The sequence below is a fragment of the Herpetosiphonaceae bacterium genome (genome assembly GCA_036374795.1).
In the GTDB taxonomy this organism is placed as follows: Bacteria; Chloroflexota; Chloroflexia; order Chloroflexales; family Kallotenuaceae; genus LB3-1.
Genome location: DASUTC010000240.1, coordinates 1 through 23672, shown reverse-complemented (window position 1 = coordinate 23672; position 23672 = coordinate 1). Strand labels below are relative to the sequence as shown.

At 63.6% G+C, this 23672-nt stretch carries 18 protein-coding genes and 1 rRNA gene; 9 read left to right on the top strand and 10 right to left on the bottom strand.

Annotated features, from left to right (window positions below; all coding sequences use genetic code 11):
- Positions 1 to 33: 33 nt before the first annotated feature.
- The 4 genes from VFZ66_17915 to VFZ66_17900 form a co-directional block, all read right to left on the bottom strand.
- Positions 34 to 1968, bottom strand: a complete 1935-nt coding sequence (locus tag VFZ66_17915) for a right-handed parallel beta-helix repeat-containing protein (protein HEX6291066.1) — start codon at positions 1966 to 1968, stop codon at positions 34 to 36.
- Between the two features lie 350 nt (positions 1969 to 2318).
- Positions 2319 to 2921 (bottom strand): DoxX family protein, encoded by a 603-nt coding sequence (locus tag VFZ66_17910; protein HEX6291065.1) that lies wholly within the window; start codon positions 2919 to 2921, stop codon positions 2319 to 2321.
- Positions 2922 to 3069: 148 nt separating this feature from the next.
- A complete protein-coding gene (locus VFZ66_17905; GenBank protein HEX6291064.1) occupies positions 3070 to 4671 on the bottom strand; it encodes an FAD-dependent oxidoreductase in 1602 nt (533 codons plus the stop codon).
- Positions 4668 to 5810: an oxygenase MpaB family protein gene (locus tag VFZ66_17900; GenBank protein HEX6291063.1), complete on the bottom strand. Its 1143-nt coding sequence runs from the start codon at positions 5808 to 5810 to the stop codon at positions 4668 to 4670. The genes VFZ66_17905 and VFZ66_17900 overlap by 4 nt, the downstream gene beginning before the upstream one ends.
- A 252-nt stretch (positions 5811 to 6062) precedes the next feature.
- On the opposite strand from VFZ66_17900, the gene VFZ66_17895 reads away from it, so the two are divergent.
- Together VFZ66_17895 and VFZ66_17890 are read left to right on the top strand one after the other, a co-directional pair.
- Complete coding sequence (locus tag VFZ66_17895; GenBank protein HEX6291062.1) at positions 6063 to 7163, top strand: NAD(P)-binding domain-containing protein; 1101 nt, start codon at positions 6063 to 6065, stop codon at positions 7161 to 7163.
- Between the two features lie 120 nt (positions 7164 to 7283).
- Complete coding sequence (locus tag VFZ66_17890; protein HEX6291061.1) at positions 7284 to 8234, top strand: phosphatidate cytidylyltransferase; 951 nt, start codon at positions 7284 to 7286, stop codon at positions 8232 to 8234.
- Positions 8235 to 8327: 93 nt separating this feature from the next.
- On the opposite strand, the gene VFZ66_17885 is transcribed toward VFZ66_17890, so the two are convergent.
- Positions 8328 to 8465 carry a choice-of-anchor Q domain-containing protein gene (locus VFZ66_17885; GenBank protein HEX6291060.1) on the bottom strand — a complete coding sequence of 46 codons (138 nt, stop codon included), beginning with the start codon at positions 8463 to 8465 and terminating at the stop codon, positions 8328 to 8330.
- Positions 8466 to 8716: 251 nt separating this feature from the next.
- Here VFZ66_17885 and VFZ66_17880 point away from each other — a divergent pair, with 251 nt between their 5' ends.
- Positions 8717 to 9607, top strand: coding sequence for a lytic polysaccharide monooxygenase (locus tag VFZ66_17880; GenBank protein ID HEX6291059.1), 891 nt, complete (start codon positions 8717 to 8719; stop codon positions 9605 to 9607).
- A 119-nt stretch (positions 9608 to 9726) separates the two neighbouring features.
- Here the strand turns inward: VFZ66_17880 and VFZ66_17875 are convergent, their stop codons facing one another.
- The 4 genes from VFZ66_17875 to VFZ66_17860 all read right to left on the bottom strand — a co-directional run bounded on the left by VFZ66_17875 (position 9727) and on the right by VFZ66_17860 (position 15721).
- Positions 9727 to 10548, bottom strand: a complete 822-nt coding sequence (locus VFZ66_17875) for an aldo/keto reductase (protein HEX6291058.1) — start codon at positions 10546 to 10548, stop codon at positions 9727 to 9729.
- 284 nt (positions 10549 to 10832) lie between these two features.
- Positions 10833 to 11867, bottom strand: a complete 1035-nt coding sequence (locus VFZ66_17870) for a hypothetical protein (GenBank protein HEX6291057.1) — start codon at positions 11865 to 11867, stop codon at positions 10833 to 10835.
- 130 nt (positions 11868 to 11997) lie between these two features.
- The gene (locus tag VFZ66_17865) at positions 11998 to 12267 is read right to left on the bottom strand and encodes a hypothetical protein (GenBank protein ID HEX6291056.1); all 270 of its coding nucleotides are present in this window, start codon (positions 12265 to 12267) and stop codon (positions 11998 to 12000) included.
- 376 nt (positions 12268 to 12643) lie between these two features.
- Complete coding sequence (locus VFZ66_17860; protein HEX6291055.1) at positions 12644 to 15721, bottom strand: CHAT domain-containing protein; 3078 nt, start codon at positions 15719 to 15721, stop codon at positions 12644 to 12646.
- Positions 15722 to 16184: 463 nt separating this feature from the next.
- On the opposite strand from VFZ66_17860, the gene VFZ66_17855 reads away from it, so the two are divergent.
- The 6 genes from VFZ66_17855 to VFZ66_17830 all read left to right on the top strand — a co-directional run bounded on the left by VFZ66_17855 (position 16185) and on the right by VFZ66_17830 (position 23469).
- The gene (locus VFZ66_17855) at positions 16185 to 16739 is read left to right on the top strand and encodes a helix-turn-helix transcriptional regulator (GenBank protein HEX6291054.1); all 555 of its coding nucleotides are present in this window, start codon (positions 16185 to 16187) and stop codon (positions 16737 to 16739) included.
- A gap of 37 nt (positions 16740 to 16776) precedes the next feature.
- Complete coding sequence (modA, locus tag VFZ66_17850; protein HEX6291053.1) at positions 16777 to 17688, top strand: molybdate ABC transporter substrate-binding protein; 912 nt, start codon at positions 16777 to 16779, stop codon at positions 17686 to 17688.
- Positions 17681 to 18526, top strand: a complete 846-nt coding sequence (locus VFZ66_17845; GenBank protein HEX6291052.1) for an ABC transporter permease — start codon at positions 17681 to 17683, stop codon at positions 18524 to 18526. The genes modA and VFZ66_17845 overlap by 8 nt, the downstream gene beginning before the upstream one ends.
- Positions 18527 to 18736: 210 nt before the next feature.
- On the top strand, positions 18737 to 19555 hold the full coding sequence (locus tag VFZ66_17840; protein HEX6291051.1) for an alpha/beta fold hydrolase: 819 nt from the start codon (positions 18737 to 18739) through the stop codon (positions 19553 to 19555).
- Between the two features lie 275 nt (positions 19556 to 19830).
- Positions 19831 to 22221 carry a bifunctional diguanylate cyclase/phosphodiesterase gene (locus tag VFZ66_17835; GenBank protein HEX6291050.1) on the top strand — a complete coding sequence of 797 codons (2391 nt, stop codon included), beginning with the start codon at positions 19831 to 19833 and terminating at the stop codon, positions 22219 to 22221.
- Between the two features lie 45 nt (positions 22222 to 22266).
- Entirely contained in the window at positions 22267 to 23469 is a 1203-nt protein-coding gene (locus VFZ66_17830; GenBank protein ID HEX6291049.1) for a GNAT family N-acetyltransferase, read from the top strand.
- Positions 23470 to 23540: 71 nt separating this feature from the next.
- Here VFZ66_17830 and rrf read toward each other — a convergent pair.
- Positions 23541 to 23655 (bottom strand): 5S ribosomal RNA (rrf, locus tag VFZ66_17825).
- Between the last annotated feature and the right edge of the window lie 17 nt (positions 23656 to 23672).

Sequence of the window (23672 nt, the reverse complement as noted above, 5' to 3'; positions counted from 1 at the left end):
GCCACGCTAGCGCACGCTGATCCAGAATCGGCGCTAGAACACACCACCGATTGCCAGCCCGATGCCGACGATCAGCAGGTACGCCAGCAGGCCGCCGCCGACAATAGCCGCGCGCAGCCAGCCCGCGATCTTCGCGCCGCCGAAGGCATGGTAGGCGATCACGCCAAGGAATGGGACCAGCAGAATGATCGCTACCCAGGCCAGCGCCCGACCACGCCCGATCGTCTCCTGGCGGGCAAGATCCCAGAATGCGAGCGAAACCCAGGCCGCCAGCAGGATGAACGGCAGCACATAGCCGTACAGGCCGAAGAGAAGCTGCCAGAAGCCGGGCTGTGTAACGGTAAGACCTGCCACGACGACCTCCTGTGGCTGCGTTGAAGCGAGCTCCTGAGCTGCTGCGGGCGGTTCGAGCGATGCAAGGTTGCGCAGATCGACCTCGTCATAGCTTGCGAAGACCTGATGCGCCGGACGAACCGGCGCGTCGGCACCGCCCGGCAGCGGTGGCTGCGGCGGCGGCACCGGCTGGCGCTGCACCTCGTTATGCGGATAGTCGCCGCGCTTTGCCTGCGCGACGAAGCCGAGCGTCTCGGTGGTTGTCGAGAGATCGCCGCCAAGCGGAAGTCGCAGGTCGGCGCAGCCGTGGAGCAGCTCAAGGCCCGGCGGCATCGTCTGCCGGGCCTGGTTGCCGGAGAAGCAATTACCGCTACCCGCAGGACCGGCCAGCGCGAGGTCAGCCCTCCCCGATCCCCGGATGATGTTATCCTCGACGCGATTATCGCTTGCAAACCAGAGATTCCGGTCGATGTTGGGCGCGACCATCACGCCGTGCCTGGCGTGATCGACAATCACATTGCGGGCGACGACATTACCAACACCACCGGCCAGCACGATACCGTTGCCGAGCGCCGGATACTGGAGCGGATGAGTCGGCGCGGCGATGTTGTTGTTGTTCTCGATCAGATTGGCGACGATCGTCGTCTCGCGCTCCGGCGGGTTAAGCTCGGTATCGAGCGAGTTGGGCACGATCCCGGCCATATTGTTGCGCCAGATCGAGCGGACAATATACAGATCGCCGCCCGCGTTGGTGCCGGAGTAGCCCAGGGCGTTATGCTCGGCGATCACATCGTTGATGACCGCTTTGCAGGGATAGCACTGGCCGATGTAGAAGCCCGAATCGGGCGATCCCGATGCGTAGGAGTGATCGAACACGCCATCCACCGAGTCGAAGGCGTACACGCCATAATCGCCGTTGTTGTAGGCCGTCAGGTACGAGCCGCGATAGCCGGTGACACCCGTCCAGTAGAAACCGTTCAAGAGATAGTTTCGCGCGGTGATATTTTCAACGGCTACGCCATCGGCTGCCAGCACCTCAATGCCGTTGACGCGCTGGAACTCGCCATCAAGAATAACCAGGTTGCGATCGGTGCCACGGATGACCAGCGAGGGCGTTGTCACCGTCACCTGCTCGTGGTAGATACCGGGGCCGATCAGGATCAGATCCCCGGGCACTGCCGCATCAATAGCGTCCTGAATGGCAGGATACTGCTCCGGCACGCGGCGCACACCGCCGCTGGCGGCCTGCCGAGGCGTCGCGCGCTCGTCAGTCTCAAGCGTCTCGCCGATCGCATCGCCGACGATCAGCACCCCAACCATACCGCGCCGCCCGTCGGCTGTTGCATGGAACGAGCAGTAGAATGGATAGCGCCCCGCCCGATCAAACGTGATCCGGGTAGCCGCGCCGGGCGGCATTGCCACGCTGCCGAAGCTAGCGGCGGTAGACCACGAGCTGTCGACGGCGTAGACATTGTGCGGATTGCGCCCCTCGTTCTCGATCTGGAGCGTTCCTCCGACCGGCACGCGCACCACCTGGGGGCCAAAGGTGTTATCTTTCATCGCGAGGCGAATATCCGCCTCATCCAGCGCGCCGCAGGCGGCGAGGATTATCAGCGCCCCAAGCGCTCCGATCACAAGCGCCGCAGCCCGCAGAGGCGGCGTGAGAGCACAGAGGACCGTATGAGTCCATCGGGTAGTTCGACCGATCATCATGAGCATAGTTTACTCACACGCACAAGTAATATGTCAACTTGGATGACGATGATCGCGGCGGCGATCCTCAACCGTTGAGGATCGCCGCGGTTCTGCCCATGCAGCATAGCATACGTGTCAATTGGGATGCCCTCACCCACGCCCCCTTCCCCGAACGTCGGCAGGCTGCTCCACCCAGAGGTACCCAGGTTGCGATAAGAGCGGGGGCGCAAGAAAGAAAGGAGTGGATGGGGGACTCCCTGTTTGTTCTTTGTTCCGTTGTTCTTCCGTTACTACTCGCCTGCCGCCAGCGCCGTGTCGATGCCTTCACCACCGGCCTCCGTGCCAGCCTGAAGCTCGCCACCGGCCTCGTCCGCCTGCTCCTGCGGCGGCGGCTCCTGCATCATGATCCCCGCGCCGATACCGGCTGCGACGCCGGCTGCCGTCAGCAGCACAAGCGACGTCGGCACCTCGACGCCGAAGGCTTCGTCGAGCGAGTAGCTTCCTGGTCCGGTCAGACCGAGCGCGCTCGCAGTGGCCAGATACATCAGCGGCAGCTCCGCTCCACCGCTCGTCGCCCAGATCGGCTTGCCTGTGTGGACTGTCGTCCAGGCCATGATCATCGGGCCAAACATCGAGATCGGCCCCAGAGGATGCAAAAAGCCCAGCGCCGTCAGCATGCCGCTGCCGAACTCGGCTCCGCCTGCCATCATCGCCCAGTTCTTGCCCGGCTTCAGTCCGATCGATTCGAGCCAGCCGCCGGTGCCTTCCAGCCCGTAGCCGCCGAACGCGCCAAAGAGCTTCTGAGCGCCGTGCCCGGCCATGAGTCCGCCCGCCGTTAGCCGAAGCGCCAGCAGCCCCAGGTCCCTGGTCGAAGTGTTAGATCGTCTCCACATGTGATTTCCTCCATGCGATCACCTACCGTCCGATGAGAGCCTACCAACTCTCATACCAGGAAATCGCCGGGAGCGAATGAATCACAGCAATGAATCACAGCGCCGATCCGTTCCGTTTCTGGCAATCGTCAATTATGTCAATCTAGGGCTACTCGACCGCCGTCAGCGGGGCGAGCACCTGTCGCAGCCGCCGCGCTTGATCGGCGCGCACCGTGACCGCCTGCACGCAGGTTCGCGCGCGGATCGCCCGCTCGCGATCTCCGTTAAGCGTGGTGTGCCCGAAGTGGCTGCCGGGTCCAAGCGTCTGGCGAATCGTCTCGCCTGCATTGCACCGATCGAGCACCTCGACCTCGCCCTCCATAATCAGGTAGATGTACCGCCCGCGCTGGCCCTGCTCGACGATGATCTCGCCCGGCTGAAAGACATGGTGGCAGATCTCGTAGTCGTCGGCGTCGGCCACGCTGGCCTCGACCGCGTTGCGCCCGAAGAGCCAGCTCATCAGCCAGTCGAGCAGCAGCCGCACCCGCCGCTCGCCGCTCGGCACATACATCAGCAGCAGCACCCGCCCGATCACCCAGGCCAGCCTGCCCTTCATCTGGAAGCCTTTGACCTCCGCTACGGCATGGCGGCGCCCGATCGCCACGCCCTGACCAAACGCGACGTAGTGAAACGGCTGTGGCACCTGCCCGCCGACGACGCGCAGCAGATTCTTGCCGATCTGCTTGCCGTGCTCCAGCGCGTACACCGCGACCGGCGGGCAAATGCCGCCGTGTGGATGCGGCACGGCGGCACAGTCACCACCGGCCCACACGTTGGGCTGCCCGGCAACCCGCAGATCCGCATCGACCCGAACCTTTCCACTCGCGGCGCGATCGAGCGGCAACTGCTCGATCAGGCTGGCTGGCCGGGTGCCAACCGCGCTGATGATCGTCCGCGCCGGGATGCGCTGCCCATTCGACAGCCCAACCTCGCCGGGCGTCGTCCAGACGACTCGTGTCTCCGTCAGCACCTCCACGCCGAGACGCCGCAAATGCTCAGTCGCGTAGGCCACCAGCCGGGGAAACGCCCTGCGCTGGCTGGTATCACCGCTCGTGCCAGCCAGCTCCGGCAAAATCGCCGTGTCGGGGTGGACCAGCACAACGCGCCAGGCATTGCCCGCAAGCTGCGGATAGTCGCGTCGGATCAGTTTGCGCAGATACTCGCAGAGATTAGCGGCGACCTCAGTCCCGGCATAGCCGCCACCGGCGACAAAAAAGGTCAGCAGCCGCCGCCGCTCGATCGGGTCCGGCTCGATCTGCGCCAGCTCAAGCATCGTCAGAATATGATTGCGTAGTTGAAAACAGTCGTCGTACGTCTTCAGCCGAAAGGCGTGCTCGGCCAGGCCCGGATAGGCCGTCAGATTATCGCGCGAGCCAAGGCCAAGCACCAGATGATCGTAATCCAGCTCGTAGACTCGCCCATCGAGCTTGCGGCTGGTCGTCACCCGTCGGCGCTCAAGGTCGATCGCCTCGATCTCGGCGACATGCAGGCGCGCAGGCTTGAGCACCCGCCGCGCGGGGCTGAGGATCTGGTCGGGGCCGATGCGTCCCGTGACCAGATCGGGCACGAAGCCGTGGAAGACATGATAGTTTTCGCGGCTGACCACCGTGACCTCGATCTCGCCGCGCCGGATCGCCTGGCGCAGGCTGCGGATCAGGCCGATCGCAACATAGCCGCCGCCGAGCATCAGCACGCGCACCGGACGGCTCATAGATGCGGCTCCTGGGCAATAGACAGGCCTTTGCTGGCCCACGCATCGCGCAGGTCGGTCGGGATCGCAAACGCGCCACGCTCATACTCGGCCACACGGATCGCCTCACGCTGTAAGAGCGCAATGCCTACCCGATCGACGACCGTGGCAGCAGTGCCCGTCGCGCGGTCGAGATGATCCAGAATCGCTCCCGCACTCTTGACGTGCTTGACGACGATCTCCCACGAGCTGCGCGGAATATCCAGCCAGTCGGCGATCTCGTCGCCGATCGTCTTGCGGATCAGCGCGGGTACGATGCCGTCGAAGGTTGTGCCAGGGATCAGATCGGCGTGCATCTGCAACAGCGCCCGCGTCATCTGCACACCCTCAGGCGACGGTCCGTGCTGGCGCTGCGCGATCTTGAGCGACAGCGCGTGCGCGTCTTCGCAGCACGTAGGCATTACCGTCGGGTCGATCCCCAGGATGCTGCCGATCACGCGCCAGGCATACAGATAATCCTCGGCCTGCTCGTCGGTCACGTGGGTACCAAGCTCACGCAGCCCCCAGATGATCCCGTACGAAAAGACCATCAGCGTACCCAGCAGGTCCTCCTGATTGATCGGAACACCCAGCGTGGCCTCGTCCCATCGTCCGGTTTGCCGGATCAGGTAGCGCACCGCTGCGTGCATCAGCCGTACCTTGAGCGTGGTCAGCAGGCCGCGACCCTGCTCGAAGAGGCCGCCGGGCGTGAGCGCCGACAACACGAACTGGCCGGTTTCGGCGATGCGATGATAAGGATTCTGGCCCATGCGATAGGTAAAGGTCATCACCTTAACACCTTTGTGCGCCGCGTAGCAGCCGACCAGGCCGCTGGTGCTGAGGAGCAGCGTGATCGCCATGCCGTGCTCGACAAAGAATGTCGCGGCGCGATCGATCCGCGCGCGATCGACCCAGGCAGGAAGCTGCGCCATATCGCGCAGCCACAACTCGATGTTATCGGGTAGCTCCGCCGGGATGGGCTGGGCGTTGTGAATCAGGTGACGAAGCAGGTGGTTGACGGTTTCGATCTGACCGTCGCGAGCAAGCTCGGCAACGATCCGATCGGGATCGGGGTCGCCGACGAATCGCAGCCGATCGAGGAGGGTATTCGTGTAGTGCATGGTGGTTGTATGCTCCAGTGGCCGATGGCACGGGGATTAATTGTGTGCTGATTATAGCATGTCCGCGTGCCCATGAAAGAGATTCAGCCTGGATCTTGCCATCTCGTCATCGCCCAACGGTCTTGTTCGTGTCTGGCCTGACGGGCGCTGCCGATCTCACCTGGGCGGATCTCGTGTGCCGATTGCGGTACACTGTCATAGTAATCAGCTTGGGATCGACCGGCGGGTGGTTCCCACATGAGGCAGCGTATCGTGAATCAACTTCCACAGCGGGATCACACCGATCCGCACATATACGACCTGGCGATCATCGGAGCGGGGCCGATCGGCCTGGAGCTGGCGGTGTGCTGCAAGCGCGCGGGCATCGACTACATCCAGCTCGACGCGCGGCAGATTGGCTACACGCTGACGTGGTGGCCGCGCAATACCCACTTTTTCAGCACCACGGAGCGCCTCGCGCTGGCGGGCGTGCCGATCCAGAACAATCATCAGCAGCGCATCACCGGCGAGGAATACCTGGCCTATCTGCGCGGTATCGTCGAGCAGTTCGATCTCCAGATTAACACCTACGAGCCGGTAACGTCGCTTGAGCGCGCTTCGGACGAGTTTGTGCTGACGACGCAGCCGTTGACCGGCGAGCGGTGCTACCGTAGCAGGCGCGTCGTGCTTGCCATCGGCGATATGCACGGGCCGAACCGGCTGCATCTTCCGGGCGAGCACCTGCCGCATGTCTCGTACTACTTCCGTGATCCTCATGACTATTTTCGTAGAAAATTACTGATTATCGGTGGTAAAAACTCAGCGGTAGAGGCCGCGCTGCGCTGCTGGCGGGCGGGGGCTCAGGTAACGCTGAGCTATCGCCGCGCCCAGTTCGACGAGCAGCGCGTTAAGCACTGGCTGCTGCCGGACCTGATGGCGCAGATCGAGGCGGGAACGATCGGCTTCCTGCCTGAGACGATACCGGTCGAGATCACAGCGACCCATGTCGTGCTGGCTTCCACGGCAAGCCGCGATGCGAGCGACGAGCCGATCCTGCACCCCACCGACTTTGTTCTGCTCAACACAGGCTTTCGCGGCGAGCAGCATCTGCTGGAGATGATCGGCGTCGAGATTCGGGGAGAAAACCGCGTGCCCGTCTTCGACCCGGCGACGATGGAGACAAACATACCTGGCCTGTTCCTGGCTGGCACCGTCGCGGCGGGGATACAGCAGCGCTACACGCTCTTTATCGAGAATAGTCACGAGCATGTCGGCAAGATCATCACGACGATCACCGGCCGCTGGCCGGAGCGGCTGGGCTCGATCCCATCGCGCAACTACGATCTGGCGTTCGAGCGGATCGAATCCAACTGATCATGCAGCATCGCTCCTGCCATCGTAGCGGAATCTGCACGCTGGAGTGCGGCTTCTTTCCTCGTTGCGCTGCTGGCGGCGGACACAATAGAGCCAGATGGAGCTATATTTGGTGCCGCGATGAAGCTACGAAGCGAACACACGACCTTCCCGGCGCGTTCCGCCGCGACCGATTACATGCGTGAGATCGTTCGGCGGAGTGTGACGGCGCTGCTGATGGTGCCGCTGGCTGTGGGCCTGATCTACGCTGGCGGCTGGCTGATGGGCGCTGCGGTCGCGCTGCTGGCGGCGGGCGGCACCTATGAGTTCTACCGGCTGGCCGCGCAGCGCGGTATTCACGCAATTGCCGCGCCGGGCTACGCCGCGTCTGCGGGCTTCGTGCTGCTTGCCACCGCCTACCCGGCGCTGGCTACGGTCGCGCCCTGGCTCTGGCTGCTCTCGATCGCCCTGGTGTTCGTGGCCGCTGCAGCCACGGCCTGGGCACGCACCGCCGATCAGCAGCCCTTCGCCACGATCGGCGTGACGGTTGTCGGCGCGCTGTGGACCGGCGGGAGTCTGGCCTTTTTGCCGCTGCTGCGTCACCTGAGCGCAGATCCCGCGTTTGGCGCGCTTCGGCAGGAAGCACTGGCCGGATTTGCGCTGGCGCTCTTCCCGCTGGCGCTGACCTGGACCAGCGACAGCGCGGCCTATTTCATCGGCCACACCTGGGGGCGGCACAAGCTGCTGCCCCGCGTCAGCCCCGGCAAGAGCTGGGAAGGCGCGATTGGGGGCCTCGTCGCCGCCATGCTGGTCGGCGTGGCCTACGCGCTGATCATCTTTCAACGATGGCTTGAGCTGCCGATCAACGGACTCGTAGGCGCACTCTGCGGCGCGATCGTCGCGATCGTCGGCCCACCCGGCGATCTGGCGAAGTCGGCGCTGAAGCGCGAGGCCGGAGTCAAAGACGCAGGCCAGATCTTTCCGGGCCACGGCGGCATCATCGACCGCTTTGACGCGCTGTTCTTCGTCCTTCCGGTGATCTACGGTGTGCTCCGCCTGGTGCTGGAGCCGACGCTTCCGGGCGGCGGATAGGCGTAGCGCGCCGCGAGGCCGGGGCGATTGGGAGAGTCCTCCAAAACATTCCCCAGCCAGTTCTCTGATTCCACCCTGTGACGCGCGTGTACACTACCAGGCGATCAGCGGCAGACGGGCACGCGGCGTCAGCGTGGGCGTCGATTCGCGCTCGAACGCTCCAATGTCGCAGCGAGCGCCCTGGGGACGGCTGACACCGCGCTGAGGCGTGACGATGTACATCTCTAGCATGAGTCAGTCTGCTCCTACGTAGGCAAGATCGACACGCGCGCGCCTGGGCACCGCGAAATCAGCGCGAAGTTGCGTAATTTTACCGTTGTGTTCCACCCCGCGATTTTGTAGATTGAGGTATAGAAAGAGTAAAACCGTCGCTCTACCCGGCTCTCGCCCCCAGGAGTCGGCAGCTTCACCGTCAACCACAATCCAGAGCAGCGGTGACAGCAGAGCGCAGAGGCGTGCGTAGCCACTGAAGGGGAGGAACTATGATTGCCCGCAGGATACCCGCGTTCGGGCTGGCACTCATTGCCGCAGGATTCGTGCTGGCCCTATGCGCCAGCCTGGTGCAGGCCCACGGCTCGATGCAGACGCCGATCAGCCGATCCTACAACTGCTTTCTGGAAGGCCCTGAGCATCCAATCTCCGCCGCATGCCAGGCGGCGGTTGCGGTCGGCGGAACGCAGGCGCTGTACGACTGGAACGAGATCAACCTGGCGAACGCCAACGGTCAACATCGCTCACTGATCCCGGATGGTAAGCTGTGCAGCGCCGGGCGGGATAAGTACAAAGGCTTCGATCTGGCGCGATCCGACTGGAAGGCGCAGACGCTGCCCACGAGCGGCAGCTTCACATTCCGCTACCGCGCGACCGCACCGCATCGGGGCTACTTCCAGCTCTATGTCACCCGAAGCGGCTACAATCCAACGCTGCCCCTGAAGTGGTCGGATCTTGAAGCAACGCCCTTCGCGACCATCAGCGACCCGCCGCTCGTCGATGGGGCGTATGTGATGAGCGCGCAGCTTCCGCAGGGCAAGACCGGCAGGCATCTGATCTACGCGATCTGGCAGCGCACCGACAGCCCGGAGGCGTTCTACTCCTGTTCGGACGTGATCTTTGGCAGCAGCACGCTGCCAACCGCGACGCCCATCCGCACCGCCACGCCCACGCCCATCCGCACGCCAACGCCCACGCCCATCCGCACCGCAACGCCCACACCGACCAGCGTCGGCGTGTACCCGGCGTGGGCACCCAACACCTACTATGCGGTCGGCGCGCGCGTCAGTTACGGCGGCAAGAACTACGAGTGTATCCAGGCGCATACCTCGCAGGTTGGCTGGGAGCCGCCGATCGTGCCCGCGCTCTGGAAGCTCATCTAGTGGGGAAGAACAAAGAACTAGCCGAAGAACACAGGAACAAGGGAACACAAGAACAAAACGTCCAGCCTTGTCGTTCCCTTGTTCGCTTGTTCCCCGACGCCTGCGCCTCGATGGCCGAGCTATACAAACAGCGGTGCCATCTGCGTCCGCTCGATCAGCGCCGCCACCTCGGCATCCGACGGTCGTGTCTGGTAGCGCGCTGCGGCGTCGAGCACCCTGGGCAGCAGGTTGATGTCGCCAACAGTGTTGAGGAACGTGCCCGGACGCCCCAGCACCCAGTGGACGGCGGTGTCGATGTCGGGCTGCTCTTCCAGCGGCTCGTACCACGTCGCGCGCGTCCGAGGCTGATCGCTCCACGGCCCGCGCGTAATCGCCTTGATCGTCTGCACGGCCACGTTGCGCTGCTGACAGAGCGCAAAGAGCGCCTCGAAATCGGCGGCGTACTGCTGATCGCGCATCATCATCACGCTGTAGGGCAGCAGCACCGAGTCGAAATCAAAGCGCTCCAGGCTACGCACGTGCATCCGCGCGACGGTCGTGCCGTGGCCGGTGACACCGATGAAGCGGACCAGCCCTTGCCGCCGCGCCTCGATCGCCGCCTCCAGCGCGCCGCCCGGACCCAGCGCGGTCGTCCACTCGATCTCGTCGACGAGGTTATGCAACTGAAGCAGATCGACCGAGTCGACACGCAGACGCTCCAGCGAGCGCTGGATCTCGTCGAGCGCCGCCTGATACGTTCGCTGGCCGGTCTTGGTCGCCAGAAAGAATCGATCGCGGTAGCGCTCCATCCAGGGTCCCATACGTAGCTCAGCGTCGCCGTAGCTGGCGGCGGTATCGAGATGGTTCACGCCGTACTGCATCAACATCTCTAGCGTCCGGTCGGCCTCCTCCTGGGAAACCTGGCCCAGCGCCGCCGCTCCAAACAGCGTGCGCGTGCTCAAATGCCCAGTCCGTCCAAACGGTTGTTGCTCGATCATCATGTTCCGGCGCGAGCGCCGCTCCTTTCTACGAGCAAGAGTATCTGTCGATTATAGACCCATTGGCAACTCACAACGCGACCGCCCCGCTCCCACTGCTGGAGGAGCGGGGCCGCCTGTGCCGGGGTGCTCCCGCAGCCGAGCAGGAACAGGACTCGTGAGGATATGGCAGGGGGCCGAGGGTGTGGGCCAGAGTACCACCACCCTGCGGCGGGGCGCTGTGTGCGGTGAATTGCGGGGTCCGCAGGCTACTTTGCCGCCCAGGTGATCGCGTGTCCGCCCTGGCTGCTGATCGGCTGCGTCTGACCGCTCAGGAGATCGACGATCGCCACGCCCTCGCCGCTGGCATAGACAATGCGACGCCCGTCGGCGCTCCACGCGGCACGCGGATCGTTGAGGTCTTTGACCAGCTGGCGCAAATGCTGACCATCGGCATCGACCAGCCACAGATCCGCCTTGATCTCGTGAGCACGCGCCACGGACGCGCCGACGCCTGCGAGCGAATCGAGCAGCGATCGGTCGGGAGCGGTAGCCGTGGCCGAGGCGGTGCGCGCCGCCGTGAAGAGGATCTGCCGTCCATCGGGCGACCAGCGCGGCGCGGCGATCAGAGCGAAGGCCGGACTGGATGGTGTTATCGGCTGCGGCTGCTGGCCGTTGGATTGTGCGATCATCAGCAGCGGCATTGGCCCGTCATCACCGCGATCGATCTGAATATACGCCACGCGCGTGCCATCTGGCGCGACAATCGGCGAGCGGACCAGCGCGGCCTGTGGCGCGAGCACCGTCTCATCCTTGCCGGTCGCAAGCTCGTGACGCACAATCTCGTTGATACCGTCCTGCTCATAGCGCAACATCAGCAACGCCCGGCTGTCCGGCGTCCAGGCCACCTCATCGAGCACCGTCGTCCTGGGTACGCGCGCAACCAGCTCGCGGCCCTGGCCGGTCTGCCGATCCAGGCCACAGATATGGTGTCCGTGCTCGATCAGCTCGCGGCCCTGCTGTGCCAAACTGATCACCGTAAACGCGAGAGTCGCGCCATCAGGCGACCACGCTGGGTTGCTGGCGCGAACATTGAGCGGAAACGTAGTCAGCGGACGGGGCTGACCGCCGGTTTCAGGCAGCGTCGCCAGGTTATTAGCGATCTCAAGCACGATCGAGTCGGAGATCGGGCCGGGAACGCTTGGGCAGGCCGCCGCATCATCGGATGCCGCACCGCACCCGGCGAGCAGGAAAGTCAGACAGAGCAGCGCACGCCGCGCCAGTCGTTTGAAGGTGTGATGCATAACAATCATGTCAGGATGGCAGCGCGAGTATGCTGCCGATCGTCAGATGCGGCCCGAACGAGAGGGCGTGGCTGTTCCCTCTCGCTGCGGGACCGACAACAACAGGTACGGAGTTTCTCCTGGGCAATCGTTAGCTGGGGCAAATTCTGGAGTGATATTCCGTGTGACTCAGGTCGGTGTACTCGTGCCAGTAGCGGTTGTAGTGCCCGCCGCTATAGTTCCAATGATCCCAGTAGATATACCGCTCGTTCTTGCCGCTGGTGCCGGGAAAGTGACCATGATCGTAATGCTCGCACCTCGTGTCGGCGAGGACACCCCCATGCGGAACGATCGCCGCGATCCCCAGCAAAACCACAATTGCCGCCGAGAGCATGCCTTGCTTCCAGGTCATGGGCTTCACAATCGTACTCCTTCGCATAGCTGTCAGAAACGTCCGGGCCGAGTTCGATTCGTTGCTGCGCATTAAAGAATGGCGATTTCCGGCATACCACAGGCTGCGTGATAGTGCTGACGCGCCGGATGCGTATCAGCAGCAGTACCATCGGTTTGACCGACGGCAGCGCGGCAAGACGAGAAGCGCCCCAGGCCAATCATACGTGTCAGTCATCGCGCGGACAATTCCACCGCTAGTCCTATCTCGCGCAACCTGTCCTGACAGGCCCAAGACCAGCGCTCAGGGGTCGGGGAGCATGCCACCTGGCGCACCAGCGATCAGGCGTTAAGCCGTTGTTCGTTTGATCGTTCGTTCTTTTGTTGTCCGTCAGGTTGTCACCAACTCACGCCGCCGCGCGCGCCTCGGCGTGAGGGTGCTCATCCGGCGTATGGAACGCGCCGTGGATCAGGCTCCAGCCGCGATTCTCGCGATACTCGGCCACCACCTGCCGGATCATGCAACGAAATTGTCGGCTGCCGTACTCAAGATGATTCGCCAGCCGCTGCATCCAGGTCTGAACCTCCGGCGGATTGGTATGATCGATCTGCCGGAAGAGCAGCGCGCTGAGCGCCACCAGCCGCAGACCCGTCTCAGCGTGTCCCAGCCGCGCCGCGAGCACCCCAAGCTGGGCCAGCGTCGACGCCTCGCCCGCGCGGTCGCCAACCTGCTGCCAGAGCACCAGCGCGTTCTCAAGCTTGACCCGCGCGCTGCGCAGCTTGCCCTGCTTGAGATCGAGCACGGCCAGCGTGCGCCACACATCCGCCGCAGTTGCGGGCTGCCGATCGCCCGCCACCACCAGCGACCGCTCGAACCAGTGCTGAGCAGTTGTGTAATCGCCGCGCATAGCGTAGGTCTGCCCGATCCAGCGCATCGGCGTGGGGTGCAGCTCGTAGCCGAGCAGCTCGTGGTTCAACTGCTCAAGATCGTCGTCGAGGCCCCAGCGGCCAAGCACCGTGTTGATGCGGCAGGTGACACCCCGCGCCGCCGCAACATCGTCGGCTGCCAGGTAGTGCGTGCGCGCCTCAAGCAGACAGTCCAACCACGAAAGGCCAGGAATACGCTCGCTCGCCTGCTGCTCAAGCGCGCCGAGAAACGTCGCCGCCTCCAGATGCGCCGCGCGATGCTCCTCGGCGCTCAGCCGCTCCGGCGCGCGCAGCCAGCCGCGCAGCCAGCCGGGCACACTCCAGAGCGCATCGCCCACCGCGACGATCAGCGCCTGGACCTGCCACTGCTGCACATACGCCCGCGCCTGCTCCATCGACACATGGCTCACCGCCATCACCGCTTCCAGGTTGAAAGGCGTGTCAAAGATCGCCGCGCGGCAGAGCGCCTGCTGGGAATCAGGATGCAAGCCGCTGTAGAGCCGCGCGACCAGCGGCACGATCCGCGCTCGGTCGGCGTGCTGCGCCACGATCGCCTGGTCCGCATCGTCGGATGGCCGCCGACCCGGCAGCAGCGCCCGCAGATCCTCCACCGAGGCACAGCGCAGCGCAGCCCGAATCTGCTCAAGAAAACGCGGCGTCTTGCCCAGGTAGTAATGCAGCTCGCGCAGCAGATGTGGCGGTAACTCGCCGCGCTGGTAGCGACGCTCGATCGTCGTCTCGTGGAGCAGATGGCTGAGAAACGCGGCCTCGGAGAACACGCCGATCTCCTGCACCGCCGCCGCCTCAGGCAGTTGGGTCAGATCCTTGGGCGCGACCCGACTGGTGATAATCGCCCGCCCGCCGCCGGAGAGCTGGTAGCACAGATGCGTGTAGAAGAGCGCCAGCCAGGGACGCTGGATGCGCTGCGTCTTGGGATCGAGATTAGCCTCAAAGCCGTCCAGCAGCAGCACGAACCGCCCGCGATTGAGCATCAGCATAAGGCACTGAAGCCGCTCCCGCAGCGAGAGTCGCGGATCGAAGAGCGCGTTGGCGGCAGGCGGAGCGTAGCCAGCTTTGATCAACGTCGTAGCGCAGGTTTGAAAGAGCCGCGCCGCTGTAAGCGGCAGATGCGCACGACTCGCCAGCGGGATCGGCGTAAAGCCCTGCTGCGCCAGCGCGTGGGCCAGCGAGGTCGCCAGCACACTCTTGCCGCTGCCAGCCTCCCCGGTGAGCAGCACCGTGCGCAGCGTGCCATCCCTGAGCGCGGGCAGCAGATGTTGAGAAGTGCGTCGCCGGGCGATCAGGCTGGCCGCGCCGCCTTCGGTCAGGCCGGGCAGCGGCGGCTGCACCACATGCTGGCGCGGCGCTGGCAGCGCAACACAGTCGGGTGCCCGTGTCACAACCAGCGATTGAGTCGTCGCGGCGTAGAGCACCGGCAGCGTCCAGGCCAGATTGCCATGCAGATCGCAGGCGCTCCGAATCGCCAGCCGGGCACGTGCCAGCGCATCGTCGATCGGCTCGCCCGCCGCCAGCGTCCGATAGAACGTCGCGGCAAAGGGCGTCACGACCTCATCGTCGAGCGAGCAGGCCCAGCTTACCGCCAGCGGCACCTCCTCTGAAACCAGGGCCTGGCACAGACCCCCAACCGCAGCGATCGGCGGTCGCTTCTGCCGCTGGCCGCTGCTGACGCACACGCACTGCACGCTGCTGTTGACGAGGTGCCGACGAATCTCAAGCGCCGAGCGCGGATCGGCCTGGCCGCGCTCATCTTCAAACAGGAAATAGGCCAGCTCCGGCACGCCTTCGAGCAGACCCCCGCACTGGCGGCAGTGCTGCTCCTGAAGCTGGCTCAGCTCGTGACACGCCGGGCAGATCCGGCCAAGCTGGCTCTGACCCGCCAGATGGACGATGTGCGGCTGAAACGTGGCGATGCGCTCGGCCAGCTCCGCGAACGTGCCCAGCGTCCCCGTCTCGACGGTCAGCTCAGGCCCCGCCTGAGCGATAGTGCGCAGCAGCGCCGCCTCCTCGCGTCTGCCGTCCAGCCCGCCCCGGTTGCGTGGCGCGCAGGACATGAACAAGACCCGTAGAGGTCCGGCGGGCAGCGGGTGTTTCATCTGGTGCAGCAGCGCGTCCGGGCGGGGACAGTGGCGGATGCTGAAGGCCGGATCGAAGCTGATGAAGTCGCCGCTCGGCGGACGCAGCAGCTCCCAGGGCAGATTGAGGATCTCGGTGACATCCGAGGCGATCACCAGCGTCCGTCGCATACCCGGATGCATCCGCGAGCGCAGCCGCTCCCAGGCCGGTGCCAGCCACAGGTGAAAGAGCTTGACGCCGAGCGCCCGCTGCTGATCGAGCGCGAAGCGCGCCATGCCTGATCCGATGTTGAACATCGTCGCGTACTGATTCGTCAGGCCGCGCAGCACCTGGGTTTCGGCGATCGAAAGGCGCTGGTCGCGCACAATCGGCCTGCCGTCGACATCTACCTGGAACAGGAACGCCCGCCGTGACGCGATGGCTGTCTCCTGAATGGATAGCGTGATGAGTGAGTGTGTCATCATATGCACACGATCCGATCGTGATGAGGCGCTGGAGTGCTTGCTGTGTCGATTGATGACTTGGTCGCCGTCCAGCGGCAGCGCGGCGTGCCGCTATGCGTTGTGCTACTGCGCACGGTTCGGTATCGTGACGGCGAGCCTGGAGCTATTCTACTGATGCGGCCCGCCATCTTGTCTGTCGCAACTTAACATCACGATGACAATAGACCTTCATTTCGTCCGGCATGAACATAGGACGCCGGTTTCAAGCGATCAGGGATCAGGGGTGCATGAGAACAAGAGAACAAGGGAGTCAAGCCTTTGCTCCTTTACTCCTTTGCTCCTTCGCCCAAAGGGCACCCGCTTTGTTCCTTTGTTCCTTTGTTCCTTTGTTCCTTTGTGCTGAGGTAACTATTGACATCCCCCGCGCGCTCTGCCATAATCAGACAACAGGTACTCAAACTATGAGTAGCTCCAAGGTGACGATGTGAGTCCTCGGCGCACGACAATCTTATCGGTGGAGCACGCGCTGCTCGGCTTTCTGCTCGATGCGCCGCTGCACGGCTACGAGCTGCACCAGCGGCTTCAGGAGGCGCGGGCGCTTGGCCTCGTCTGGCACGTCAAGCAGGCGCAGCTCTACGCCTTGCTCTCCAGGCTAGAGGCCGACAGCCTGATCGACGCCGAGATCATCCCGCAAGCGATGCGTCCTCCAAAGCGGCTCTTGCATCTGACCCATGAGGGCCGTAGCGCCTTTACCACATGGCTCTCGTCGCCCGTCGCGCATGGACGTGATGTGCGTATCGAGTTTTTAGCCAAGCTCTTCTGGGCACAGCGACAGGGACCAGCCGCCGTGCAGCATTTGCTGGTCGTCCAGCGCGAGGTGACGCGGGCGCATCTGGCGGCGCTGCGGGCGGTGCTTGCCGCCGCCACAGCCGACCAGCCCTACCCGTGGCTCGTCCATGAATTCCGGCGTGGGCAGCTCGAAGCCATGCTCGAATGGCTCGATACCTGTGAGGCGACGCTTGTTCCCGCGCTGGCATGATCGATCATCGATCAAGGGCACGGCTTCAGGAGGCTGCATGAAACGATCCGCCCTGTCGCTACTCTCCGGCCTCTGGCTGGTGCTGCTCGTGGCTTGCGGTGCCAGCGCACCGGATACCGGCTCGACGCAGCCGTCCCAGTCCGCAGCCACATCGACGGCAGCCAGCGCAACAGATCCAAACATGGCAGGCGGGGCGGGGCGGCTCAATGTCTTTGCCGCCGCATCGCTGGCGGAAGCGTTCGGCGAGATCGGCAGGCGCTTCGATGCAGCCAGCGGCGCGCAGACTAGCTTCAACTTTGCCGGGTCGCAGCAGCTTGCCCAACAGATCGCCCAGGGAGCGCCCGCCGACGTGTTTGCCTCGGCTAATCGCGTCCAGATGGAGAGCGTGATCGCGTCGGGGCAGGTGCTCAGCGGGACACAACGAGCCTTCGCCCACAACCGGCTGGTCGTCGTACATCCCAGGGACAACCCGGCGCGGATCACCAGGCTCGAAGATCTTGCGCGGCCCGGCGTGAAGCTGGTGTTGGCCGCCAGCGCCGTGCCCGTGGGCCAGTACTCGCTCGACTTCCTGAGCAAGGCATCCGCGCTGCCGCAGTACACCACGGCCTACAGCGAAACCGTGCTGCGTAACGTCGTCTCGTATGAAGAAAACGTGCGCGCCGTGCTCAGCAAAGTAGTCCTCGGCGAGGCCGACGCGGGCATCGTCTACAGCTCCGATATTGCGCGCGATGCCGCTGCCGACGTGGGATGGATCGACATTCCCGATGAGCTGAACACGATCGCGTCGTATCCGATCGCGACGATCGCCGATGCGCCAAACGCGCCGCTGGCTCGGAAGTTCGTTGAATATGTGCTGTCGCCTGAGGCCCAGCAGATTTTGGCCGAGTACGGCTTTATCTCAGCAGTTGGCTGTGCCAATGCCTGTGAACTGAGTGATGACAATGGCTGAGCGAATGGTGACAACGACATTCCAGCGTGCCAGCTTCTCCGCATGGCGGCGCGGCGCGCGACAACGGCCCTGGTTGCTGCTGCTCGGCAGCCTGCCGCTGCTGCTCGTGCTGCTGGTGCCGCTCCTGGCGCTGGTCGCGCGCGTGGATCTCGCCGATCTCCTGACGCATCTGGTCGAGCCAGCCGTCGCCCAGGCGATCAGCCTGAGCCTCGTGACAACCGCGCTGACGACGACGATCGCCCTGGTGCTGGGGACGCCGATCGCCTATCTGCTGGCACGGCGGCGCTTCCCCGGACGCATGCTGCTCGACACGCTGATCGACCTGCCGATGGTCCTGCCACCCTCGGTAGCCGGGATCGCGCTGCTGGTGGCGTTTGGGCGGCGCGGTCTGCTGGGCCAGTATCTCGTCGATGTCGGCATCTCGATCGCGTTTACGCAGGCCGCCGTGGTGCTGGCTCAGACCTTTGTCGCCGCTCCTTTTTATGTCAAGGCGGCAGCCGCAGGCTTTGCGAGCGTCGAGCGCGAGCTTGAGCAGGCGGCGGCGATCGACGGGGCCTCGTCGCTGCGAGTCTTCGCCGCGATCACGCTGCCGCTGGCGCGGCCCGCGCTGCTGGGCGGGCTGGTGATGACCTGGGCGCGCGCGCTGGGCGAGTTCGGCGCGACGATCATCTTCGCGGGCAACTTCCCCGGTCGCACCCAGACCATGCCGCTGGCGATCTATCTTGGCTTTGAGCTAGATTTTTCGGTCGCCCTGACGCTATCGGTGATCTTGCTGGCGGCATCGTTCGGCGTCTTGTTTATCGTCAAGCGGCTGCTTGGTCGCTCGATCGGCACCTGACGCGATTCGGCAGAACCCTCGACCACAACCGCCACAGACTGTATAATCCCGACAACATGCGCCGAAATGTGGCTCTTCGCCCCGGCGTAATCCGGCACCGATCATCGTCACGGCGCGTACCATACTCCACCGCGATCGTCTGATCCAGGCGGTGTCGGAGCGCCATCTAGCGGACAACGCAGCCCTGCTCCGTGGTCCCGTGTGAAACCTATGCCCTTCGCTACGATCAACAATATCGTCCTCTACTATGAGCTGCACGGGCCGTCGGCAGCGCCGCCGCTGGTGCTGATCGCTGGCCGCTCATCCGATCACAGCGCCTGGCTGTCAAATCTGCGGACGCTGGCAGAAACATTTCGCGTGCTCGTCTTCGATCATCGCGGCGTCGGGCGGAGCACCATACCCGCGCCTGGCTACACGATCCGCGACATGGCCGCTGATACGCTCGGCCTGATGCGCAGGGTTGGCTTCGAGCGCGCGCATGTTGTCGGCACATCGATGGGCGGGTACATCGCGCAGGAGTTGGCGCTGCTCGCGCCGCAGCAGATCGGAGCGCTGGTGCTGGCGGGCACCGTCGCCCACAGCGACGCCTGGCTCGACAACGTTTGGACGATGACGCTGAAGCTAGCCGCCGACGAGGCGCAGCGCGAAACACGAGTGCGACAAAGCCTCTTGCTCAGCTTCAGCCCGCAGTTTCTCAACAACCAGGGCATCGTCGATGGTCTGGTGCAGTACGGCGTCGAAAAACCGCAGCAACCGCTGGAAGGGCTGCGCGGCCATGTCGCGGCGTGTCGCAGCCACGATACACGCGGACGCCTGGAGAGAATCGTCGCGCCGACGCTAGTGCTGGCCGGAGAGCAGGATGTGCTGATGCCGCTGGCGCGGGTGCGTCAGGTGGCGGACGCGATTCCGGGCGCTGCATTCGAGGTGCTGCCCGGCGGCCACGCCTTCATGACCGAGTCGCCGCAGGAGTTTAACGCGGCGGTTCGTACGTTCCTCGAAGAGCATAACCATCGGCTCGATCCGCGCTAAGGAGCACGCTCCCTGGTAGCAGCGGTGCACTCCCCGACAAGAATAATTAGCGAATTCTGCACCACTTATCGTGGTACACTATGATCGGTAAACACTCATCACCAACCATACGCCCAATCTCTCAGTAATACGGTAGCTATTCTCGATCGGCGGTTTCTCTTCTTTCCAAAGCCATATCCGAGTATTCTACAAGCCCATGCCTTACCTGTCGGTGCCCTGCCCACGGTTTCAACGGCTGCTACAAACGAATGTCTTGCGTATGCCAGGAGATTCTGATGAGATCCCCCGCCGCTCATGTCTCGCTCACCCCGATGCGCACGCGCGTCTGGTGGTATTACCTTGTGCTTGGGATCGTCGCCGCTGCCGGCTATGTATGGCTGACATCGCTCGCAGCGCTCAATCTCTACTATGTTGTCCTGGCGGGCACAAATATCGCGGCGATTTGCGTCGGCATGCGATTGCATCGTCCGCCTCTGCGCCTGCCCTGGTACCTGTTCCTCCTTGCGCAGATCCTGACCAGCCTTGGCAACGCAGCCTGGACCTACTACGAGCTGGTCCTAGGGATTGAGTCGCCATTTCCGTCGCTGGCCGATGCGCTATACCTTGTCGGCTACCTCTCGCTCATCGCCGGAATGCTGCTGCTCGTTCATCGGCGCATGCGGCGGGAAGATCGAGGCAGCGTGATCGACGCGACGATCGTCGCCGTCAGCATAGGCATCCTGGGATGGGTCTATCTCATGGAGCCGTACACGCGCAATCCTGCACTCACGCTGGCCGAGCAGTTCGTTTCCATGGCCTACCCGCTCCTGGATATATGCCTGGTAGCGATCATCGTCAATCTCCTCCTCAGCCCAGGCCCGCATCCGCGCTCCTACATCTTCCTTGCATGGAGCTTCAGCCTGATCCTGCTCACCGATGTCGTCTATGCGATCATGCAGCTCAACCGAACCTATGCCACGGGCAGTATCGTCGACTTTGGCTGGCTGCTCGCCTATGTCGGATTTGGCGTTGCCGCGCTCCATCCCTCGATGCATTCGCTGGCCGAGCCTGCTCCCACGCCGAAGGTCAAGATCACGCGCCAGCGCTTCGTCTTGCTCGCCGCCGCCTCGCTGCTCGGACCAACCGTGCTCGCCGTGGAGATAGCGCGCGGCAGGCCAATCTGGGTACCGGTGATCGTCGGCGGCTCCGCTGTCTTATTCCTGCTGGCGCTGGCACGGATGCATAATCTCGTCCAGATCTTGAAAGCAACGATGGAGCAGCTTGAGACGACCCTATCCAGCCTGAAGATCGCCGTTCAGAACTACCAGCAGGTAGAAGCGCTGCTCTCCCATCAGGCATTTCACGACTCATTGACCAACCTGCCGAATCGGGCGCTGTTCAAGGATCGGCTCCAGCGCGCTCTGGCCCATACGCAGCGTCACCAGCAATCGCTCGCGGTGCTCTTTCTGGATCTGGATGAGTTTAAGTACATCAACGATCGGTTTGGTCACAAAACAGGCGATGCCCTGCTGATCATGATGAGCGAGCGCCTGCAAGCCTCCCTTCGTGCTGAGGACACAGCCGCGCGCCTGGGAGGAGACGAGTTTACCGTATTGCTGGAGGAGCTTCCTGATATTCACGGGGCGGTGATGGTCGCAGAGCGGATCATCGGCGAGCTGGACAAGCCCTTTGTGGTCGGCGATCAGACCTTCTTCGTCACGGCCAGCATCGGGATTACGTGGTCTGCCACGGGCCAGGAGCACGCCGACGAGCTGTTACGCCAGGCCGATGTCGCAATGTACCGTGCGAAGTCACTCGGCAAGGCGCGCTATGCGCTGTACGATCCGGAGATGAATGCCCGCGCGCTGGAACGGCTGGACTTTGAGGCCGAGCTGCGGCGGGCGATTGAGGCGCACGAGTTCCATCTGTGCTATCAGCCCAAGGTTGATCTCGCAACCGGTCAGATCGTTGGCGTGGAAGCCCTGACGCGCTGGCAGCATCCCCAGCGCGGCACGATCCCACCCGGCATCTTCATCCCGCTGGCCGAGGAGACACGGCTGATCCTGCCGCTGGGTCGCTGGGTCCTGGAGCAGGCATGTCACCAGGCGCGAATCTGGCACGATCTGCGGCCAGCAGGGCCGCCGCTGACCATCAGCGTGAACCTCTCGGCGTGTCAGTTCCAACATCCGGCACTAGTAGCGGAGATCGACCAGATTCTACGCGCTACAGCGCTGCCCGCACATCTTCTGGCACTGGAAATTACTGAGAGCATGGTCATGGAGCACGTGGATACAGCGATCGCCACGCTGCGCGAGCTAAAAGAGCTTGGTATCCAGATCTGGATCGATGATTTCGGTACGGGCTACTCCAGCCTGAGCTATCTCAAATGCTTCCCCGTGGATACGCTCAAGATCGACAAATCGTTTGTGGATGGTCTTGGACGCTCGGCGGAGGATACGGCGATCGTGCGAGCGGTGATCACGCTGGCGCATACGCTCGGCATGACCGTTATTGCCGAAGGGATCGAGACGTTCGAGCAGGCAACCCAGCTGCGCATCCTGGGATGCGAGGTCGGGCAGGGCTATTACTTTGCCCGGCCTGTGCCGGCTGCCGAGATCGAGGCATTGATCGCCGAGGACCCGCCGTTGAGCGCGAGCCTTCCAAACTCGATCGAATACGCTGGCTAGCACGGCGTCAAGCCAGAGGCGCGTCAGAGAACCAAGGAGCCAAGGATGTCACACCGTCCACGCGCCAACCAGATCGTATTCGGAGCGCCCCAGCAGAACCAAAGAGCCGAGCTTACCGCAGTTCTTGGCGCAGCGCTGCACTCGCCGCCGGGGAGGATGGATGATTGGCTGGCTGCCCTGGAAAATGATAGCCTTCGAGCGGTATGGCAGCGTGGGCAGATCGTGGCTGGGCTGGGGATGATCCGCATGGCGCAGTGGTTTGGCGGCGCTCGTGTGCCGATGGTCGGGCTGACCGCCGTAGGAGTTGCACCTGCCACGCGCGGCACCGGGATCGGCTCGTTGATGCTGCGGCGGACCTTAGCAGAGCTACACGCGGAAGGGATCGCGCTATCGGCGCTCTACCCGGCCACGCTGCCATTCTATCAGCGCGCCGGGTATATGCGCGCAGGGCAACGCATCACCTACTCGCTGCCGCTCGAAGCGATCGATGTTAGGGAAGATGCGGGCGAGCTTCTTCCCATCGAGTCAGCGCACTATCCCCAGCTACGGCAGATCTATGAGCACCGTGCCATCAGCAGCGCAGGCAACCTCGACCGTCCTGAGTGGATGTGGCAGCAAAAATTCGAGCCGAAGGAGGCACAAGTCTTTCGCTTCCTGGTCGTCTGCGACGGACAGCCAGAAGGCTACATCGTCTTGACTCAAGCCGGGCGTAGCGATCCCCTGATGCTCGTAGATGTCTGTACTCTGACTCCAGTTGCAGCCCGCCGCCTGCTCAGCTTATGTGCGAGCTATCGCTCGATGGTGGAGCACATGACGTGGCATAGCGGGCCGCGCGATCCATTTGTGTATTTGATCAGGGAAAACCTGATAGCGGGCATGCATACAAGAGTTCGCACTAGCCGAGCACTTGAGTGGATGCTACGAATTATCGATGTGCAGCAGGCGCTCAGCAGACGGGGCTATCCACATGGATTAAACGCCGAGCTCCATCTCGACATCCACGATGATCTGCTACCAGGAAACAACGGGCGCTTTATACTGCACGTCTCGGATGGTCGGGGCGTCGTATCGCCGGGTGGGCAGGGGCGTCTGGCACTAAGCGTGGGCGAGCTCGCGGCAATCTATAGCGGCTTTATGGCTCCGGCTGAGCTAAAGATGATCAGCACTATTAACGCGTCAGAGTCCGATCTGACGCTAGCCGGTGCGGTATTTAGCGGCGCGCATCCCTGGATCGGCGACATGTTCTGAGACGCACGCAACAATCGGCTTAAAATCATCAAGGGACACTCGTACGAGTGTCCCTTGATAGTTTAATGGTCAGGGTGCATGGACCTTGTCTCCCAGGGCCGAGGCCCCAGTACCCGCGGCGCTGCCACGTTTCACGGCCCGGTTCGGGATGGGACGGGGTGGGTCCGTGGCGCTCCGCACACACCCAAAGCCTGAGGTGCCGC

Excerpts from the sequence above, each read along its gene's own strand:
- VFZ66_17910 (HEX6291065.1), bottom strand. The coding sequence starts at position 2,921 with ATGTGGAGACGATCTAACACTTCGACCAGGGACCTGGGGCTGCTGGCG.
- VFZ66_17905 (HEX6291064.1), bottom strand. The coding sequence starts at position 4,671 with ATGAGCCGTCCGGTGCGCGTGCTGATGCTCGGCGGCGGCTATGTTGCG.
- VFZ66_17900 (HEX6291063.1), bottom strand. The coding sequence starts at position 5,810 with ATGCACTACACGAATACCCTCCTCGATCGGCTGCGATTCGTCGGCGAC.
- VFZ66_17890 (HEX6291061.1), top strand. The coding sequence starts at position 7,284 with ATGAAGCTACGAAGCGAACACACGACCTTCCCGGCGCGTTCCGCCGCG.
- VFZ66_17885 (HEX6291060.1), bottom strand. The coding sequence starts at position 8,465 with ATGCTAGAGATGTACATCGTCACGCCTCAGCGCGGTGTCAGCCGTCCC.
- VFZ66_17880 (HEX6291059.1), top strand. The coding sequence starts at position 8,717 with ATGATTGCCCGCAGGATACCCGCGTTCGGGCTGGCACTCATTGCCGCA.
- VFZ66_17870 (HEX6291057.1), bottom strand. The coding sequence starts at position 11,867 with ATGCATCACACCTTCAAACGACTGGCGCGGCGTGCGCTGCTCTGTCTG.
- VFZ66_17860 (HEX6291055.1), bottom strand. The coding sequence starts at position 15,721 with ATGATGACACACTCACTCATCACGCTATCCATTCAGGAGACAGCCATC.
- modA (HEX6291053.1), top strand. The coding sequence starts at position 16,777 with ATGAAACGATCCGCCCTGTCGCTACTCTCCGGCCTCTGGCTGGTGCTG.
- VFZ66_17845 (HEX6291052.1), top strand. The coding sequence starts at position 17,681 with ATGGCTGAGCGAATGGTGACAACGACATTCCAGCGTGCCAGCTTCTCC.
- VFZ66_17840 (HEX6291051.1), top strand. The coding sequence starts at position 18,737 with ATGCCCTTCGCTACGATCAACAATATCGTCCTCTACTATGAGCTGCAC.
- VFZ66_17835 (HEX6291050.1), top strand. The coding sequence starts at position 19,831 with ATGAGATCCCCCGCCGCTCATGTCTCGCTCACCCCGATGCGCACGCGC.
- VFZ66_17830 (HEX6291049.1), top strand. The coding sequence starts at position 22,267 with ATGTCACACCGTCCACGCGCCAACCAGATCGTATTCGGAGCGCCCCAG.